This is a genomic window from Dermacoccus sp. PE3, assembly GCF_001021715.1.
In the GTDB taxonomy this organism is placed as follows: Bacteria; Actinomycetota; Actinomycetes; order Actinomycetales; family Dermatophilaceae; genus Dermacoccus; species Dermacoccus abyssi.
Genome location: NZ_LDCM01000001.1, coordinates 349,839 through 367,184 on the forward strand (window position 1 = coordinate 349,839; position 17,346 = coordinate 367,184).

The following is a 17,346-nucleotide window of genomic DNA, read 5'->3' on the forward strand; positions in this document are numbered from 1 at the left end:
CGTTTCCCAGGCAACTTCCCGGGGCGGCTTGCCGTCAGGCGAGCCCCGCCTGACGCTCCAACCCCGCGAGGATGAGGTCGAGGCCGGCAACGAACTGCTCGAAGTCGTCGTGGTCGCGGAAGATCGGCGCCATCGAGCGCGCGAAGGGGAACGCCTCGGGGTCGCGCTGCATCCATGTGTCGGCCCACTCGCCGAGGTAGCGCTCGCGCATCTCGTCGGGGTTCTCGCCCGGTTCGGGTTCGGGCGCCTGCTCGATCGCCATCTGCGCGCCCATGCCGACGACGTAGTTGACGACGGCCGAAACGGCCTGGAAGCGCTGGCGATCCGTGAGGTCGAGGCGCAGCAGGTGTTGGCCGATGCCCTCCCAGAACACGAGTGAGTTCTCCTGCAGCTCCATGTCGTGCATGAAGTGCGCCGCCGTCCACGGGCGCGCCTGGCGGAACGCTTGGCGACATGTTCGGTTGCCGCCGCAGCCTCCTCCTCGGCCTCAGCGCCTTTGGCGCCGTCAGCCTCGGCGTCCTCTTCATCGACGCGGCGTGGCAGCTCGCCGCCATCCGCGCCCTCGACGTCTGGCTCTCCTTCGGCGCCGACGAGGAAGTCATGGGTCATCACGCCGCGGCCGCCGTCGAGGCATTGCGGGCGCGCGGCGTCACGCCGTTCCTCGTGCTCGACGAGGGCGGCGCCGTGGCCTCCGAGGTCTTCCCCGGCGTGACGAAGCCCGTCGCGATGATCGGCGTCGCCGAGAAGGGCACGGCCGATCTCCGGCTCGTCGCACACGGCGACGGCGGGCACGCCTCGACCCCGAAGACGGGCGGCGCCACGGCGAAACTGGCCCGCGCCATCTCGGCACTCGACGCCAACCCCGCCCCCGCGCGGCTGACGCCGACCGCCGTCGCGATGTTCGAGGCTGTCGCCGAGGTCGCGGCCCGACCCCTCTCGCTCGTCCTGGGCCGGATCGGGTCGGCGAGCGGCCTCTTCGCCCGGATTCTCACGCGCCTCGGCCCCGAGACCGCCGCGATCGTCCGCACGACGCGGGCCGTCACGATGCTCGAGGGCTCGAAGGCCCAGAACGTCATCGCGACCACCGCGACAGCCGGCGTCAACATGCGCATCAGTGTTGGCGAGAGCCTCGACGAAGCGGTGCACGCCGTCGAGCGGGCCGTCAGGCCCCACGCACAGGTCGAGCTCATCGGCGGCAGCGGGCCGACGCAGGTGGCGCCCGTCGATCACCCCGCGTTCGAGACGCTGCGCCGCGTGACACGCGAGGTGCTGGCCGACGCCCACGTCGCTCCCTACGTCATGAACCAGGCCACGGACGCCCGTCACTTCCACGCCGTGTGGCCGCACGTCTATCGCTTCACCCCGTTCCATATGTCGAAAGCGCAGCGCGAGAGTCTGCACAACGTCGACGAGCGCATCACGCGGGCCTCGTGGCTCGAGGGCGTGCGCTGGTACGAGCGTCTCGTCGAGGAGGCCTGATTCCCGTGGAGCAGAGCACGCGATCGGGCGGCGACGTCGTTCCGAAGATCGCCGCCGTCGTCGGCTTCCTCGTCGTGGTGGAACTGACGTCCGGCGTCATCCAGGGCTACTTCACGCCGCTCTACACCGATATCGCGCGGCATCTGGGCATCCACGACGCCGACGTCAACTGGTTCGAGGCGGCGCAGTTGCTCGTCTCCGCGGTCACGGTGCCGGTGTTGGCGCGCCTCGGCGACATCGTCGGGCACAAACGCGTGCTCCTGCTCTCCAGTGCGATCACGGCGTGCGCCGCATGGGGCGTCGCCTTCGCGCCGAACTTCTGGCTCTTCCTCATCGCCTGGGCGCTCATGGGGCCGTACGTCGTGTGGCTGCCGCTCGAGATCGCGCTCGTTCACCGGCGCACGAAGGGCGATAGCTCGCGCACCCGGACGGCTGCTGCCGTGCTCGTCCTCGCGCTCGAGGTCGGCGTCATCGCAGGAGCGCTGACGTCAGGCGCCCTCCAACCGGTGATCGGCATGACGGGTCTGCTCGCCATCCCGGCAGTCGCGATCACGGCGTGCTTCGTCGTCATCTGGTTCGGGGTGCCCGAGACGCCCCCGACGGGCTCGCACCGCCTCGACCTGCCGGGTGCCGCGCTGCTGTGCGGGTTGTTGCTCGCCGTCATGGCCGGGCTGATGCTCGTGCGCTTCGTCGGGCCGGGAAGCCCGTGGCCGTGGTTGGCCCTCGTCGTCGGAGCCGGCCTTGTAGTGCCGTTCGTGCGCCACGAGATGCGCCACCCCGACCCGGTCATCGACGTACGCCTCCTGCGTGAGCGCCGTCAGTTGTCGGTGCAGCTGGCCACCGGCCTGTTCGGCTTCAGCGTGCTCGGCGCCCAAATCCCGCTGTCGACGTTCGCCCGCACCGACCCGGACGTCACGGGCTACGGCCTCGGCGCCAGCGCGGGTGGGGTCTCGATGCTCATCGGCGGCTACGTGCTGTCCATGGGGCTCGGTGCCGTGACGGCGCCCGCGCTCGCGAAGCGGCTCGGCGAGTTCGGCGCGTTGGCGGTGGCCGCGTGCCTCGTGGCGCTCGGGTACGGGCTCAACGTCGTCAGTCACGGTTCGGTCGTCGGCCTGCTCGTCAACATGATGATCGCCGGAATCGGAAGCGGCGCCCTCGTGGCGGCGCTCCCGGTGGCCGCCGCCGGTGCGGCACCGGCGTCGCACACGGGCCAGATGACGGGGCTGACGAACATGGCGAAGACGGTGGGCGGCGCGATCGCGTCCAGCATCTTCGCCCTGTGCCTGGCCTCGGCCGGGCAGACGGAGGACGTGGGCGACCACGCGCCGCTGGGCGGCTACCTCGCCGTCTGGGCGATCTGCTCGGCCACGGCCGTCGGCGCTGCCCTCCTGCTGTGGCGCGCCCGCCGAGTGAGCGGTGGCCCCGAACCCCAGTGATGCAGAAAGTGGAGGTTGTGCACGAAATATCGCGCACAACCTCCACTTTTCGCGGTCAACCAGGCGTCAGCCTCAGCGGGCGTCGCTGCGTGGAACGATGATCATCGGCACCGGCAGAGCGGCGAGCATGCGCGTGGCCGACGTGCCGAGGAACGTCGTGCGCCCGCGCGCCAGGCGCGAGGAGCCGACCATGAGGGCGGTGCGCTCGTCCCAGTCCATCTTCTTGACGGCGTGCTTGAGCGAGCGGCCCTTGCCGACGCGCGTCGTGACGTCGGCGCGCGCACCGATGCGCTTCGCCGCATTAGCGAGCACGCGCTCGGCCTCGTCGAAACCGTCGACGTGCAGCTGCTTGTCGTCCTTGAGCGAGACGAGCGAGACGAGGTCGAGCGGCAGGCCGACGCGGGCAACACCCTCGGCTGCCTCGAGCACGATCTCCTGCGCGCCCGGGCGCGGGCCGATGGCCGCCGACAGCGACGCGAGGGTGTCGAACTTCGACTTGCGGTAGTTACGCGGCGCCATCGCCACCGGAACGGGGCTCGCGTGGAGCAGACCCCCGACGATGGGGTTCGTCGCCACGGCCTGACCGGGGCCGGAACCGGCACCGATGACGATCATGGCCGAGCCGAGCTGCTCGGCGGTGCGCAGGATGCCCTGCGTGATCGACGTGTCGTGCGCGACGTGCGTCTCGACGTTGACGTCCTTGTCGACCGACTTCGCGGCCTTCTTCAGCCAGCCGCGGGCCTCCTTCTCCACCCCCTTCTCGAAGCTCGTGTCGCCGATGGCCAGCGTCGCCGTGTGCGTGGGGTGGTGCACGACGTAGACGATGTCGAGTGTGGCGTCGAAGGTGCGCGCCAGCACGGAGCCCAGCTTGAGGGCGTCCTGGGAGCGCTTGTCGCCACCCCAGGCGACGAGGTAGCGGGAGCCGCCCGCGGGCACTGCCGAGTCGTTGTTTCCCATGAGTCGAACTTACCGCCAATCGGGTGGGATTGGTCCCCTCCCAAGGGTGCTCCCCTGAACGAGAAACCGTGGCCGACACGAAGAGAGGCGGCGGCTCCCAGGGGAACCGCCGCCTCTCGTGAGGGAACGTGTCAGCTCACGGCACCGGGCACGACCTTGAGGCCCGTGACCGGAGCCTCCATACCCGCCGGCGCCTCGACACCCTCGGGCATCTTCAGCGCCTCGCCGCGCTCGACGTCTATGACGACGTTCTGCCCGTCGAGCACCTCGCCGCCGAGCAGCGCGCGCGCAAGGCGGTCGCCGATCTCCTTCTGCACGAGTCGGCGCAGCGGACGTGCGCCGTAGGCCGGGTCGTAACCCGTCGCGGCCAGCCACTCGCGCGCGGCCGGCGTCACGTCGAGCGTGATGCGGCGGTCGGCGAGGCGGCGGCTGAGCGACGCCACCTGCAGTTCGACGATGTGCGAGAGCTCGTCCTGCGTCAGCGGATCGAAGATGACGACCTCGTCGAGACGGTTGAGGAACTCGGGCTTGAACTGCCCGCGCACCGCACCCATGACGGCGTCACGCTTCGCGTCCGGGCTCATCGTCGGGTCGACGAGGTACTGGCTGCCCAGGTTCGAGGTCATGACGAGGATGACGTTGCGGAAGTCGACCGTGCGGCCCTGACCGTCCGTGAGGCGTCCGTCGTCGAGCACCTGCAGCAGGATGTCGAAGGTCTCGGGGTGAGCCTTCTCCACCTCGTCGAGCAGCACGACCGAGTACGGGCGACGACGCACGGCCTCGGTGAGCTGACCGCCCTCTTCGTACCCGACGTATCCGGGCGGCGAGCCGATGAGGCGAGCCACCGCGTGACGCTCCGAGTACTCCGACATGTCGATGCGCACCATGGCGCGCTCGTCGTCGAAGAGGAAGTCGGCGAGCGACTTCGCGAGTTCCGTCTTACCCACACCCGTCGGGCCGAGGAAGAGGAACGAACCGGTCGGACGATCGGGGTCGGCAATGCCGGAGCGCGAACGGCGCACGGCGTCGGACACAGCCTCCACGGCATCACGCTGACCGATGAGGCGCTCGCCGAGGAAGTCCTCCATGCGCAGGAGCTTCTCGGTCTCGCCCTCGAGCAGGCGGCCTGCGGGGATGCCGGTCCAGGCCGCGATGACCTCCGCGATGTCGTCGGCTCCGACCTCCTCGGAGACCATGGGCGCCTCGCCACCGGCCGTCGAGCTGGTGGCCTCGGCCGCCTGGGCCTCCTCGAGCTGCTTCTCGAGCGTCGGGATGTCGCCGTAGAGCAGCTTCGACGCCGACGCGTAGTCGCCCTCGCGCTGCAGCCGCTCGGCCTGCGTGCGCAGGTCGTCGATCTGAGCCTTGAGGTCACCCACCTTGTTGAGGCCGGCCTTCTCCGCCTCCCAGCGCGCCGTCAGCGCGGCGAGTTGCTCCTCGGTGTCGGCGAGGTCGGCCCGCAGCTTCTTGAGCCGGTCGACGGACGCCGGGTCGGTCTCGTTCTCGAGGTGCAGCTCCTCCATCTTGAGACGGTCGACGCTACGGCGCAGCTGGTCGATCTCGACCGGCGAGGAGTCGATCTCCATGCGCATGCGCGATGCGGCCTCGTCGATGAGGTCGATGGCCTTGTCGGGCAGCTGACGGCTCGTGATGTAGCGGTCGCTCAGCGACGCCGCGGCGACGAGCGCCTGGTCCGCGATGGCCACCTTGTGGTGCGCCTCGTAGCGCTCCTTGAGCCCGCGCAGGATGGCGATCGTGTCCTCGACGCTCGGCTCACCGACGAACACCTGCTGGAAGCGACGCTCGAGCGCCGGGTCCTTCTCGATGTTCTCGCGGTACTCGTCGAGCGTCGTCGCGCCGACGAGGCGCAGTTCGCCGCGCGCGAGCATCGGCTTGAGCATGTTGCCCGCGTCCATCGAAGAGTCGCCGCCGGCGCCCGCGCCGACGACCGTGTGGATCTCGTCGATGAAGGTGACGATCTCGCCGTCGGAGCTCTTGATCTCCTCGAGGACGGCCTTGAGGCGCTCCTCGAACTCGCCGCGGTACTTGGCTCCGGCGACCATGGCGCCGAGGTCGAGCGAAATGAGGCGCTTGTCGCGCAAGCTCTCCGGCACGTCACCGGCGACGATGCGCTGTGCGAGACCCTCGACGACGGCCGTCTTGCCGACGCCGGGCTCACCGATGAGCACCGGGTTGTTCTTGGTTCGGCGGCTGAGCACCTGCACGACGCGACGGATCTCGCTGTCTCGGCCGATGACCGGGTCGAGCTTGCCCTCGCGGGCGACGGCGGTGAGGTCGGTACCGAACTTCTCGAGCGCCTCGAAGGTGCCCTCCGGGTCGGCGTTCGTCACCTTGCGCCCGCCACGTGTGCCCGGGATCGCAGCCTCGATGCCCTCGGCGTCGAGCGACGAGAAACGGCCGGTGCGCGCGAGCGCGAGAAGGATGTGGTCGGTGGAGGTGAACGAGTCACCCATCGACGACATGATCGTGCGCGCCTGCTCGAGGATGTTGAGCAGTTCACGGCTCATGCCCGGCTGGCCGACGCTGGCGCCGCTCGAGCTGGGGTACGTGGCGAGCACGCGGTCGGCCTCCGCCGTGACGGCGGCCGGGCTCGATGCCGAGGCCTCGAGCAGGGGACGCGTCGTCGTGTCGGTCTGCTCGACGAGCGCCTTGAGCATGTGGGCAGGCTCGATCGACGGGTTGCCCGCCGTCTGCGCTGCGGTGACGGCGCCGGAGAGTGCCTCCTGCGCCTTCGTGGTTAGTTGAAGATCCATTGGCTGACTCCTTGCCCTTGAAACGTGTGCGATGCGTGCTGCTTTCACCGTGTCACTGGGAACAGTTCTACTGGGTGCAACACTGCTTGTCATCGTCAACGACAGGAAAGTTGAGCCTATTCCACTCAAGGCTGTCGCCAGTGCGGCGTTTCTCCACCAACGACACGGTCACCGACGTCGCTGCCGGTTCGCTGCTGCGAGATGCGGACCTCGACGAGCCAGGGAGGCGACGCCGGATCGGAGCCCACGAGCCCCCGCAACCATCCTCCCGGCTCGCGCAGGACAATTGACGCGATTTCGGGTTGTCACACCCCGGTGAGACTCTGAACTGTGCGCAGTCTCGGCAAGATCCTCTCCTCCACACGCGTGTTGTGGCCCTCCTACGTCGCCATCCTCTTCACCTCGGTGCTCATCACCGCAACGGCGTTGCTCATGCCGTTCATCATCTCGGGTGCCACCGACGAGGTCGTCGATGTCGTCAAGGCGGGTGGGCACACCGACGGGCATGTGAAGACGATCGTGTGGTTCGCCGTCGCGCTACTCGTCGCTGACCTCGCGAACACGTTCATCAGCAACATCGGCGGGTACATCGGTGACGTCGCCGCGGTACGCATGCGCCGCATCCTGTCGACGCGTTACTTCGAGAAGCTGCTCACGCTGCCGCAGAGCTACTTCGACCGTGAACTGACCGGCACGATCATCAACCGGTTGTCGCGCAACATCTCCGAGACGACGCAGTTCCTCAACATGTTCGCGAACAACTTCCTGCCGATGTTGCTCACGACGTTCGCGGTACTCATCATCTCGGCGGTCTACTCGTGGCCACTCGCGCTCTTGCTGCTCATCGTCTTCCCGGTCTACATGTACCTGACGACGCTCACGAGCAAGAAGTGGCAGGTGCTCGAGCAACAGAAGAACGAGCAGTTCGACATCGCCGGCGGCCGCTTCGCGGAGGTCGTGGGGCAGATCCGCGTCGTCAAGAGCTTCGGCCAGGAAAAGCGCGAGCTCACGTCGTTCGACGACCGGTACGCCAGCACCGTCGCGACCACGCGCGTGCAGTCGCGCTACTGGCACCTCATGGACGCCGCCCGCCGCGGCTCGCTCAACGTCATCTTCTTCGGCGTGTACGCCATCGTGTTCGTACAGACCGTGCGCGGCGTCTTCACCATCGGCGACATGGTGCTGCTCATCCAGCTCGTCAACATGGCCCGCCAGCCCGTCATGATGATGAGTTACCTCGTCGACTCGGGCCAGCGCGCCGTCGCGGGCAGCCGCGACTACTTCAAGGTGCTCGACGAAATGCCCGAGCGTGACATCGCCGCCCTCGCTGCCGACGATGCGCCGGCGTCGCGGGCGAGCAGCGCGACGGCTCGTGGGAGCGACGACGGCCGCGACGACACCGTGATCGAGTTCGACGACGCGACCTTCGGCTACGACGACGATCGCGCGGTGCTCGAGCACATCGACCTCTCCATCCGACACGGTGAGCGCATCGCGTTCGTCGGCGAGTCGGGCGGCGGCAAGACGACGCTCATCAGCCTGCTGCTCGGCCTCTACCGCCTGCGCGAGGGCCGCCTCAGCGTCTTCGGTCGCGACGTCGACGAGACGCCGCTCGCGCAGCTGCGCTCGGACTTCGGCGTGGTCTTCCAGGACAGCTCGCTGTTCAGCGGGACGATCCGGGAGAACATCGCCTACGGGCGGCCCGACGCGAGCGGGGAGGAGATCGTCGACGCCGCGAAGCGCGCCAACGCCGACATCTTCATCCGCCGTTTCGACGACGGCTACGACACGACGATCGGCGAACGCGGCCTCAAGCTCTCGGGTGGGCAGAAGCAGCGCATCGCCGTGGCGCGAGCGATGCTCAAGGACGCCCCGATCCTCATTCTCGACGAGGCGACGAGCGCGCTCGACACGAAGTCGGAGCGCCTCGTGCAGGCCGGCCTCGACGAGCTGATGGAGGGGCGCACGTCGCTCATCATCGCCCACCGCCTCTCGACGATCAGCACGGTCGACCGCATCGTCACGCTGCGTGACGGGCGCATCGACGAGATCGGGCCCCCTGAGGAACTCGCCGTCTCCGGCGGCATCTATGCGGAGCTTTCGGCCCTCCAGGCCTCGGGGCGCAAGACCGACAAGAAGCGCCTCAAGGAATACGACATCGCGGGCTGACAAGAACGGAGCCGGCGTGGGCACCGCAGCGGAGCGAGGATGTCCGCGCTGGCTCCGGGCGCAGGCAACCGCGTCATGTGATCGCGGGCTGACAAGAACGGAGCCTGCGTGGGCACCGCAGCGGAGCGAGGATGTCCGCGCTGGCTCCGGGCGCAGGCAACCGCGTCATGTGATCGCGGGCTGACAAGAACGGCTTGGGTGGTGGGACCGGAGCGAAGCGAGGATTCCGCCACCCAAGCCGGGCGCAGACGATCGCGTCAGGAGACCGTGCCGGTGAGGTGCTCGACGGCGAGACGGCCCAGCGCATTCGCGGCCAGTGGGCTGTCGCCCGTGAGCAGCTTGCGGTCTGCGTGAACGGCACCGGTCATGTCGTCGTTGACGAGCGTGATGCCCTGAGCGCGCAACGCCTCACCGAGCGCCCAGGTGAGCTTGCCCGGCAGATAGCCGATCTCGACGTTGGCGCCCTCGTCGAGAGAGTCAGGGAACACCGCGATCGAGTAGCCGTCGAACGGTGAGGAGCCGTTCTCGCCGGCCGCGAGCAGCGCAGCCGGACCGTGGCAGAGGGTGATGACGTAGCGGTCGACGTCCAATGCCCAGCGCAGCACCGCGCCGACGTTCTCGTCATCCTGAAGCGAAATCATCGCACCGTGACCACCCGGAATGAAGATGGCCGCGTACTCGCTGTCGGCGCCCAGCTCGTTCTTGACGACGTCCGCGAGGTTCTTCGGGTTGCGGATCTTGGGCAACAGGGTCTCGAACGCGTCCTTGACGGCGTCGTCCTCCTTGGGGAACGCCCAGTACTCGAACTTGCCCATGAGCCCGGACGGCGTCGCGATCTCGATCTCGTACCCCGCCTCGCTCAGGTGCATGAGGGGTACGAGCGTCTCGATCGGGTGGTTGCCGGTGCTGAACAGCGCCTCTCCCTCGACGGGCAGGTAACGTTCATCGACCATGACGGCGAGGATCTTCTTCGGCCCCTCGGTCACGGTGTGCTTCTCACCGCCGTCGAAATCGCTCTTCGCCGGGACGTACTGGCCCAGGGAGTACACCGAGGGGAAGTACGCGCCGTGCTCGGCCTCGTCGGCCTGGGGCTTTTTGGACTCGGACATGGTGTGACCTCAAGATCAGGTTGAATCGTGCTCAGGCTCAACGCCTCTGCTACTGAACTATTCCAGCGGTACCTCGGCGCATGATGCCCTGTTCGTGCTGGGTGCGGCGCTTCCCGTCGAGGGCGCGCCGCTCACGTGCGACCACGTTCCCGCCGTGCGGGGCGACGGACGACGAGGCGCAGTCGTGGACCACCGCCTCCCGTCCTCCGTGTCAGCGGGTGACGTCGGGGTAGGTGTCGCCGTCGAGGTCGAAGTCGACGACTTCTCGGCGCACCGTGTCGGTGTAGGTCATGTTCTGCGTCTCGCGGTCGACGCTCAGACGCAGCCGCTCGACGGCGTACACCTCGGTGCTGATGACCGGGCGCTCCTCGTGCAGCACGACGTCGTAACCGTCGGCCTCTGCCGAACGGCGGGCTCCGGAGCGCTCGCGTTCGTCGCGCTGGCCGTCGTAGACCTCGTCGCGCGAGTCGGAGCGCACGCCGTTAATGGCATCGTCGTCCCGGCCTTCGGCCTCGCCGTAGGCGCCGGCGGGGGTCTCCTTCGAGCCGTACGGCATGCCGCCGGTGCGGTCCTCGATGCGCGGCTCCCAGTAGGACGGAGGCAGATCGAGCACCTCCTCGCTGCCGTCGTCGTAGACCCGCACGAGGTCAGCCACCTCACGGCGCACGGGCAGCGTCACCGTCAGTTCCTCGACGATGATGCGCTTGCGCACCTCGACCCGCCCCACCTCGTAGCGTTCGACGCCGGGCGTCAGGCGCTCCTCGTGCAGCACCATGCCGTCCGCCTCGTCGCGGCGCCCGTCGAAGGGGCGCTCGACGCCTCGCTGGTCGCTCATCTGTGACTCCTTCGTCCGTGGCGCGATGTGCGCCACCCGGTTTCACGTTCACGCTACCGGAGCGGTCGAAGGCACGCTCCCCTGCGGCCCCCCCCTTGCGGAGCGCTGCCGAGTGAGAAAAGGTGAAGGCATGACTGACAACCAGAAGATCACCGTCACCCGCACGATCGAGGCTCCGGCCCAGAGCGTGTTCAACGTGCTCACCAACCCGGCCGAGCACGTGAAGCTCGACGGCTCCGGCTTCATCCGCAGCGTCGACCACGGCGACCGCATCCAGAAGGTCGGCCAGGTGTTCACCATGAACATGGAGGGCGAGCACATGGGCGGCGAGTACCAGACCGACAACCACGTCACCGGTTACGTCGACGACAAGCTCGTCGCCTGGCAGACGGCGCCGGCCGGCACCGAGCCCAAGGGCTGGGAGTGGGTGTACGAGCTCGACGCCAAGGGTCCGAACGAGACCGAGGTGACGCTCACGTACGACTGGAGCAAGGTCACCGACAAGGACCTGCTCAAGAAGGTCCACTTCCCGCTCGTCCCGGAGCACGCGCTCGAGGAGAGCCTGCAGAAGCTCTCCGAGCTCGCCGCAAGCTGACGCCTGAAGCGCACAACGCGAAGCGCCGCACGCCCGAAAGGGGGTGCGGCGCTTCGTCGCGTCGGTCAGCGCGCGTCGGTCAGCGGGTGGGCTGCTGCGCGGGGTTGTCGTCGAGCCAGCCGCCGTTCTCCTCGGCCAGTTTCTCGAAGCGCTCGGCGAGCGCCTGCGCGACGGCGGAGGCGGCGTCGTCGATCGTCGCCTGACGCACGTAGACGCCCCAGTCGTGGTCTTCGTCGTCCTCTTCACCGGCGAGCGCCTCGCGGACGACGCGCACCTCGGTGAAGTCGTCCTCCTCGAGCAGGTCTTCAGCGATCTCGTCGGCGATCTCGCGTTCGGGGAAGATCATGAGGTACTCGGTCATGCCACCACTGTGCCAAGCGTGCTCGCCGATTGCCACAGGACGCGCCGCCGGTAGATTGGGCGGCGTTCCCCACTCAAGGAGTCCCCCGAATGACTTGGGCGTTCGTCATCGCGCTGATCCTTCTCGTGCTCGTCGCGCTGAGCAACTTCGCGCTGCAGAAGCGCGTGCGCCAGCTGGAGCAGGAGGTGACCGATCTGCGCAGCGGCCAGGACATCTCCCAGCGCGTCAGCTACCTCGTGAACAACGGCCGCCAGGTCGAGGCGATCGCGGTGTACCGCAAGGCCACCGGGCTCGGTCTCGTCGAGAGCAAGAGCGCCGTCGAGGTCATCGCGAGGAACAACCCGCAGATCTGACGAAGGCTCGGTTCACCGGGCTTTCACGACGTCGTCGCACGCCGGTCGTCGGGACGCCACGACATCGTCGGGCGCCGGCCTTAGGTTCGCGGCGATGAACGGACGTTATGTGGCGGTGGGTGACTCGTTCACCGAGGGCGTCGGCGACGCCAATCTCATGTACCCGAACGGGGTGCGCGGCTGGGCCGACCGGATGGCGCGCCAATTGGGCAAGGCCGACTCCTCCTGGGAGTACGCGAACTTCGCGATCCGCAGCAAACGCCTCGACGAGATCGTCGACGAACAGTTCGACGCCGCACTCGCGTTGAACCCGACGCTCATCTCCTTCTATGCAGGCGGCAACGACATCCTCGCGGTGCGGGCCGACATGCGCAGCATCATGGATCGCTACGAGAGCGCTCTGGATCGACTCGTTTCCTCGGGCGCGGACGTCATGCTGTTCACGACGTTCGACGTGAAGATCTCGACGGCCCTGGAGCCGCTACGCCGTCGGATCGTCTACTACAACGACGCCGTGCGGACGCTCGCTGCACGCTACAGGTGCCTGCTCATCGATCACACGCAGTACCGCGAGTTCGAGGACCGGCGGATGTGGGCGTTCGATCGCATCCACATGAGCAAGGTGGGCCACAAGCATCTCGCGGCGTACGTGCTCGGCGAGCTGGGTGTGCCGCACACGCTGAAGCTGCCCGAGCTGGGGCCCTTCGAGAGCCCGGACTGGCGCGAGACGCTGCGCACCGAGGGGCGGTGGCTCGCTTCCGAGGTGGTGCCGCTCATGCGACGACGGATGAACGGTGTGCGCGAGGGCGACACGCTGCCACCGAAGTGGCCGGACCCCATCCGCCCCGCCGACGGCATGAAGCGCCTCGCCCGCGCCCGCTCCGGTGACGCGATGGAAGTTCACGAGCGCGCGGCACACGTCGCCTGACGGGCCTCCCCGTCGACGTAGCGCCTGCAAGAAACGCCCAGCGCGGGCCAGATCTGTTGCCTGGGGGGAAGCGGCGCAGAGCTTCACAAGGCCCTGGAGGCTGCTTTACCGCTCGGCTCCAGTCTCAACATGGACAGATCTACCAAGCCCTAGTTGTACTGACCGGAGACGTTGATTGAGCCGCAACGGGCATGGCAGTGGGTGGCTGGCGAGGGTGTAGCGGACACCACCATGGGCGCCAGATCACTGTCGGTTCTCTGAGCCGGGCTTCTCTAGGGTTGGTGGCATGCCCGTCTGGCAGCCATCCATCCCGCAGAGGTTGCAGCCCCATCTCCTTTCCTGGGTGGGGTACGACTTCGCCAGTACCGAAGCCGTCCATCACGGGGTTCCCTCGATGGGCGTCACGGTGGTGCTGTCGCTCGCAGAACCCATCGACTGTGGCTGGCTTGATGGCGGTGAACGGCAGTTACTGGACGTACTGGCTTCCGGTCTTCACACCGCGCCGGCCTTGATCCAGTCGAGGGGACGCCAGCAGGGACTCGAACTGTCGATTCACCCCCTTTCGGCCCGCCGGCTTCTTGGACTACCAGCCGGGGCCTTGGCGGGGTTGATGGTTGATGTGACAGATCTCCAGTGGCCCCCACACCTGCTCGACCAGCTGCGGCAGTCAACTTGGCTAGGACGGTTCCAACTCTTGGCGGCATTCCTCACCAAACGGCTCGAGCAGCATCCCCACACACCGCGAGCAGACATGGTCGAAGCGCTGGCGCGGATCCATCAGGCCCGGGGCACAATCCCCATCGCCGACCTAGCTCGAGACGTTGGTCTGTCCAGACGGCGACTTTCCAGCCTGTTCAACCTCGAGACCGGTCTCTCGCCCAAGCAGGTGGCGCGGATCGCTCGCTTCGAGCACGCCAAGAAACTTGTCCAGAGCGGCGCCCTTCCTTCGGACATTGCGGCAGCGGCTGGTTACAGCGACCAGGCGCACCTGTCCCGAGAATGGAGGTCGATGACGGGATGGACGCTGCGCCAGTCGAGGGCTGATTTCCCATTGCTTCAAGACGCTCAAGCGCTCCAAGGATAAGGCTGTAGCCATGACGAGACCACAGCTGTTTCACTGCCTGCGCTACACAGATGCCGATCGAGGCATCAACTTCCTTCAAGCCATCGGCTTCACCACGGCGATGGTCGTGCGGGACCCGGATGACTCGACCGTGGTGACCCATGCGCAACTTGCCTGGCGCGACAATGGGGGCATCATGCTCGGCTCTACTCAGGACGGTGACCCGCATTACGGGCCAGGGATCTGCAACTTGGTGGTCGCCAGCGACGAGGACGTCGACAGCCTCTTCGCCACGGCCTTGGAACACGGAGCATCGACCGTCACCGAGCCAAACTATGCACTTCACGGCGGCCGCAACGCATGCGTCGCCGACTTCGATGGCCACTGGTGGAACATCGATTCCTACCCGGGAGCCTGAGCCGGGAAGCCGCCCTCGGCGGCGGCTGATGACAAGGCCCACGAGGTCCCACACACCCGTTGCCCTTCACCCAAACAATCTCGCCGCCCGCGGCGGCATCTGGCCTTCCTGGGCGGCACATGCCCCCAGGAAGGCTCAGTCATGTCCCACGCCAACGCGGCGCCCACCCCACGGCATCGCCTGATCGTCGCTCGCATGGTTGTTGACGACGGTTGGCCGATCAGCGAGGTCGCCGCCCGATTCCAAGTCTCCTGGCCCACCGTCAAGCGTTGGGCCGACCGCTACCGAGACAGCGAATCCATGCAAGACCGGTCTTCCCGGCCGCGTCGCTCCCCGAACAAGACGAGTCAGAAGACCACTCGGCGCTGCATCAATCTGCGGCTGCGCCTGAGGGAGGGGCCGGTGCAGTTGGCGTGCCGACTCGGGATCGCCCCGTCCACTGTCCACCGCATCCTGGTCCACGCGCACCTAAACCGGCTTTCACACGTCGACCGCGCCACCGGAGAGCCAGTCCGCCGTTACGAGCATGACCATCCCGGCTCCCTGCTGCATGTCGACGTGAAGAAGCTCGGGAACATTCCCGATGGCGGGGGCTGGCGCTACGTAGGGCGCAGGCAAGGTGAGAAGAACAGAGCCGCCACTCCCGACAAGCCCCGAAACAAGTACAGCGATCCGTTGATGGGCAAGGCCTACGTCCACACCGTCATCGACGACCACTCCCGCGTCGCCTACGCCGAGATCCACGACGACGAAACCGCCCTCACCGCGACGGCGGTCCTGATCCGGGCGGTCGAGTGGTTCAGGGCCCGTGGTGTGAGGGTCGAGCGAGTCCTGTCCGACAACGGTGGCGCCTACCGCTCACATCTGTGGCGCGACACCTGCGCTGAGCTGAGGATCAAGCACAAACGCACCAGGCCGTATCGGCCGCAGACCAACGGCAAGATCGGACGCTTCCATCGCACCATGGCCGACGGCTGGGCCTACGCCCGGGGTTATACCTCGGAGGCTGAGCGCCGAGGCGAACTCGCCGGATGGCTCCATTACTACAACCAGCACCGTCCCCATACAGCCTGCGGGAACCAGCCGCCCTTCTCACGATTGATCAACGTCCCCGATCAGTACACCTAACCCACCCGCTGAGCAGTAGCTCATTGAAGGGTTCGCACCTCCAGACCCGCAGATCGACGAAGGGCCGCCGATCACCCTCACGGTGATCGGCGGCCCTTCGTGTGCGCGGAGGTCAGCCGCGCGGACGATAGAGGATGAGCGAACTGCCCGGCGCGCGGCCGCGGGGGCGTTCGCCGGGCTTGAGCGCAACGATGCCGTCACGCCCCGCAGCGAACACACGGCCCCCACCGCGCGAATCGAGCGCCTCGCGGTACTGGCGGTTCTCCTCGGTCAGCTCCCCCACGCGCTGGGTGAGAGCATCGACCCGGTTCTCCAGCTCCATGATGCGCTGGATGCCCGCGAGGGAAACGCCCTTGCTCGACAGCTCCTGCACCTGACGCAGCTGCTCGATGTCGCGCATCGAGTAGCGGCGCCCGCCACCGCCGGAACGCTCCGGCGTGACGAGCCCCAACCGGTCGTACTGGCGCAACGTCTGCGCGTGCATGCCCGCCAGTTCGGCCGCCACCGAGATGACATAGACCGGCTTGGACGGGTCGGCACGCACGAAGTCGGCCTGCCCGGAGCGGAGACCACCGCTCTCGCGCGGCGTCACGACGCGTCCCGGTGAGCCTTCGCGATGAGGTCGGCACGCGGGTCGGCCTCACCGGCGGCGAGTGTTTCCACGGCCTGGCGCTGCTCGTCGGTCAGGTCGGTCGGCACGACGACGTGCACCTTGGCGATGAGATCGCCGGTGGCACTCTTCGTCGCGATACCGCGGCCCTTGACGCGCAGGCTGCGGCCGGACGGCGTGCCCGGCGCGACCTTCACCTTGACGGTCTTGCCGTCGAACGTCGGCACCGCGACGGTGGCTCCGAGCGTCGCCTCGGCGAACGTCACGGGAAGTTCGACGGTGAGGTTGTTGCCGTCACGGCCGAACACCGGGTCGCTGCCCACACTGACGTGCAGGATCATGTCGCCGTCGGGGCCACCGAAGCTGCCGGCGTGGCCCTTGCCGCGCAGACGGATCTTCTGCCCGTCCTTGACGCCCGCCGGGATGCGCGCGTTGAAGCTCGCTCCGTCGGCACCGGTGACGCGCACCGTGTCGCCCTCGACGGCCTGACGGAACGTGATCGAGGCGCGCGCCTCGACGTCCTGGCCTCCGCGCGGCTGCGCCTGACGCTGGTAGCCGCCCCCACCGGGGAACCCTCCGCCGGAGAAGCCACCACCGGCTCCGCCGAACTGTGCGAGCAGATCCTCGAGGTTGAGGCCCTGCTGACCGGCGCCACCCGCCGAATACGTGCGGGCGCCACCACCGCCGCCACCGAACATCGAGGAGAAAACGTCCTCGAAGCCGCCGGCTCCCCCGGCGCCGCCGCCGCCGAAGCGGGCACCGCCGCGCGCCATCTGGCGAACGGCGTCGTACTGCTGACGCTGCTCGGGGTCGGCGAGCACCTGGTGAGCCTCGCCGATGTCCTTGAACTTCTGCTCCGCGGCAGCGTCACCGGGGTTCTTGTCCGGGTGCCACGTGCGGGCGAGCTTGCGGTAGGCCTTCTTGATCTCGTCCTCGCTCGCGTCCTGCGCGACACCGAGAGTGGCGTAGAAGTCCTTCTCGAACCAGTCCTGACTGGCCATGCGCACCTCCTGATCTGTGTGATGGCGCGTCGTCCGGCGTCCGGGACGCTGGGGGCGCGTATCGCGTGCGCGTGCGAAAGATGAATGTGGTCGAGGTGAGCGAGTCGCTCACCCGGGGTGGCGTGGGACCGAA

General features: G+C 67.8%; 17 protein-coding genes. 9 read left to right on the forward strand and 8 right to left on the reverse strand.

Annotation, left to right across the window (positions count from 1 at the left end; all coding sequences use genetic code 11):
* Positions 1-34: 34 nt before the first annotated feature.
* Positions 35-406, reverse strand: a complete 372-nt coding sequence (locus tag AA983_RS01630; RefSeq protein WP_052946759.1) for a TetR/AcrR family transcriptional regulator C-terminal domain-containing protein — start codon at positions 404-406, stop codon at positions 35-37.
* 47 nt (positions 407-453) lie between these two features.
* Between AA983_RS01630 and AA983_RS01635 the strand changes: the two genes are divergently transcribed.
* Both AA983_RS01635 and AA983_RS01640 read left to right on the forward strand, forming a co-directional pair.
* On the forward strand, positions 454-1,479 hold the full coding sequence (locus tag AA983_RS01635; protein WP_052946764.1) for a M20/M25/M40 family metallo-hydrolase: 1,026 nt from the start codon (positions 454-456) through the stop codon (positions 1,477-1,479).
* Between the two features lie 5 nt (positions 1,480-1,484).
* Positions 1,485-2,915, forward strand: coding sequence for an MFS transporter (locus tag AA983_RS01640; RefSeq protein ID WP_052946766.1), 1,431 nt, complete (start codon positions 1,485-1,487; stop codon positions 2,913-2,915).
* A gap of 72 nt (positions 2,916-2,987) precedes the next feature.
* Here the strand turns inward: AA983_RS01640 and AA983_RS01645 are convergent, their stop codons facing one another.
* Positions 2,988-3,872: a universal stress protein gene (locus tag AA983_RS01645; protein WP_047310481.1), complete on the reverse strand. Its 885-nt coding sequence runs from the start codon at positions 3,870-3,872 to the stop codon at positions 2,988-2,990.
* Between the two features lie 131 nt (positions 3,873-4,003).
* Positions 4,004-6,643: an ATP-dependent chaperone ClpB gene (clpB, locus tag AA983_RS01650; RefSeq protein ID WP_047310482.1), complete on the reverse strand. Its 2,640-nt coding sequence runs from the start codon at positions 6,641-6,643 to the stop codon at positions 4,004-4,006.
* Between the two features lie 330 nt (positions 6,644-6,973).
* Between clpB and AA983_RS01655 the strand changes: the two genes are divergently transcribed.
* Positions 6,974-8,812, forward strand: a complete 1,839-nt coding sequence (locus AA983_RS01655; protein WP_047310483.1) for an ABC transporter ATP-binding protein — start codon at positions 6,974-6,976, stop codon at positions 8,810-8,812.
* A 257-nt stretch (positions 8,813-9,069) separates the two neighbouring features.
* On the opposite strand, the gene hchA is transcribed toward AA983_RS01655, so the two are convergent.
* Together hchA and AA983_RS01665 are read right to left on the reverse strand one after the other, a co-directional pair.
* Complete coding sequence (gene hchA / locus AA983_RS01660) at positions 9,070-9,921, reverse strand: glyoxalase III HchA (protein WP_047310484.1); 852 nt, start codon at positions 9,919-9,921, stop codon at positions 9,070-9,072.
* A 211-nt stretch (positions 9,922-10,132) separates the two neighbouring features.
* The gene (locus tag AA983_RS01665) at positions 10,133-10,756 is read right to left on the reverse strand and encodes a DUF2382 domain-containing protein (RefSeq protein ID WP_047310485.1); all 624 of its coding nucleotides are present in this window, start codon (positions 10,754-10,756) and stop codon (positions 10,133-10,135) included.
* 130 nt (positions 10,757-10,886) lie between these two features.
* Between AA983_RS01665 and AA983_RS01670 the strand changes: the two genes are divergently transcribed.
* The gene (locus tag AA983_RS01670) at positions 10,887-11,351 is read left to right on the forward strand and encodes an SRPBCC family protein (protein WP_047310486.1); all 465 of its coding nucleotides are present in this window, start codon (positions 10,887-10,889) and stop codon (positions 11,349-11,351) included.
* Between the two features lie 79 nt (positions 11,352-11,430).
* On the opposite strand, the gene AA983_RS01675 is transcribed toward AA983_RS01670, so the two are convergent.
* On the reverse strand, positions 11,431-11,712 hold the full coding sequence (locus AA983_RS01675; protein ID WP_047310487.1) for a hypothetical protein: 282 nt from the start codon (positions 11,710-11,712) through the stop codon (positions 11,431-11,433).
* Positions 11,713-11,801: 89 nt separating this feature from the next.
* Here AA983_RS01675 and AA983_RS01680 point away from each other — a divergent pair, with 89 nt between their 5' ends.
* The 5 genes from AA983_RS01680 (at position 11,802) to AA983_RS01700 (ending at position 15,602) form a co-directional block, all read left to right on the forward strand.
* Positions 11,802-12,065: a hypothetical protein gene (locus tag AA983_RS01680; protein ID WP_047310488.1), complete on the forward strand. Its 264-nt coding sequence runs from the start codon at positions 11,802-11,804 to the stop codon at positions 12,063-12,065.
* Positions 12,066-12,159: 94 nt separating this feature from the next.
* The gene (locus AA983_RS01685) at positions 12,160-12,993 is read left to right on the forward strand and encodes an SGNH/GDSL hydrolase family protein (RefSeq protein WP_047310489.1); all 834 of its coding nucleotides are present in this window, start codon (positions 12,160-12,162) and stop codon (positions 12,991-12,993) included.
* A 286-nt stretch (positions 12,994-13,279) separates the two neighbouring features.
* Positions 13,280-14,077, forward strand: a complete 798-nt coding sequence (locus tag AA983_RS01690; RefSeq protein WP_047310490.1) for an AraC family transcriptional regulator — start codon at positions 13,280-13,282, stop codon at positions 14,075-14,077.
* A gap of 10 nt (positions 14,078-14,087) precedes the next feature.
* Positions 14,088-14,474: a VOC family protein gene (locus AA983_RS01695; protein WP_047310491.1), complete on the forward strand. Its 387-nt coding sequence runs from the start codon at positions 14,088-14,090 to the stop codon at positions 14,472-14,474.
* Positions 14,475-14,615: 141 nt separating this feature from the next.
* Complete coding sequence (locus AA983_RS01700) at positions 14,616-15,602, forward strand: IS481 family transposase (protein WP_047310492.1); 987 nt, start codon at positions 14,616-14,618, stop codon at positions 15,600-15,602.
* 112 nt (positions 15,603-15,714) lie between these two features.
* Here the strand turns inward: AA983_RS01700 and AA983_RS01705 are convergent, their stop codons facing one another.
* Positions 15,715-16,194 (reverse strand): heat shock protein transcriptional repressor HspR, encoded by a 480-nt coding sequence (locus AA983_RS01705; protein ID WP_369798721.1) that lies wholly within the window; start codon positions 16,192-16,194, stop codon positions 15,715-15,717.
* Positions 16,191-17,213: a DnaJ C-terminal domain-containing protein gene (locus tag AA983_RS01710; protein ID WP_047310493.1), complete on the reverse strand. Its 1,023-nt coding sequence runs from the start codon at positions 17,211-17,213 to the stop codon at positions 16,191-16,193. The genes AA983_RS01705 and AA983_RS01710 overlap by 4 nt, the downstream gene beginning before the upstream one ends.
* Positions 17,214-17,346 lie beyond the last annotated feature (133 nt).

Coding starts and splice junctions, on each gene's coding strand:
- clpB (WP_047310482.1), bottom strand. CDS start 6,643: ATGGATCTTCAACTAACCACGAAGGCGCAGGAGGCACTCTCCGGCGCC.
- AA983_RS01695 (WP_047310491.1), top strand. CDS start 14,088: ATGACGAGACCACAGCTGTTTCACTGCCTGCGCTACACAGATGCCGAT.
- AA983_RS01665 (WP_047310485.1), bottom strand. CDS start 10,756: ATGAGCGACCAGCGAGGCGTCGAGCGCCCCTTCGACGGGCGCCGCGAC.
- AA983_RS01635 (WP_052946764.1), top strand. CDS start 454: ATGTTCGGTTGCCGCCGCAGCCTCCTCCTCGGCCTCAGCGCCTTTGGC.
- AA983_RS01685 (WP_047310489.1), top strand. CDS start 12,160: ATGAACGGACGTTATGTGGCGGTGGGTGACTCGTTCACCGAGGGCGTC.
- AA983_RS01675 (WP_047310487.1), bottom strand. CDS start 11,712: ATGACCGAGTACCTCATGATCTTCCCCGAACGCGAGATCGCCGACGAG.
- AA983_RS01700 (WP_047310492.1), top strand. CDS start 14,616: ATGTCCCACGCCAACGCGGCGCCCACCCCACGGCATCGCCTGATCGTC.
- AA983_RS01680 (WP_047310488.1), top strand. CDS start 11,802: ATGACTTGGGCGTTCGTCATCGCGCTGATCCTTCTCGTGCTCGTCGCG.
- AA983_RS01670 (WP_047310486.1), top strand. CDS start 10,887: ATGACTGACAACCAGAAGATCACCGTCACCCGCACGATCGAGGCTCCG.
- AA983_RS01630 (WP_052946759.1), bottom strand. CDS start 406: ATGCACGACATGGAGCTGCAGGAGAACTCACTCGTGTTCTGGGAGGGC.
- hchA (WP_047310484.1), bottom strand. CDS start 9,921: ATGTCCGAGTCCAAAAAGCCCCAGGCCGACGAGGCCGAGCACGGCGCG.
- AA983_RS01690 (WP_047310490.1), top strand. CDS start 13,280: ATGCCCGTCTGGCAGCCATCCATCCCGCAGAGGTTGCAGCCCCATCTC.
- AA983_RS01710 (WP_047310493.1), bottom strand. CDS start 17,213: ATGGCCAGTCAGGACTGGTTCGAGAAGGACTTCTACGCCACTCTCGGT.
- AA983_RS01645 (WP_047310481.1), bottom strand. CDS start 3,872: ATGGGAAACAACGACTCGGCAGTGCCCGCGGGCGGCTCCCGCTACCTC.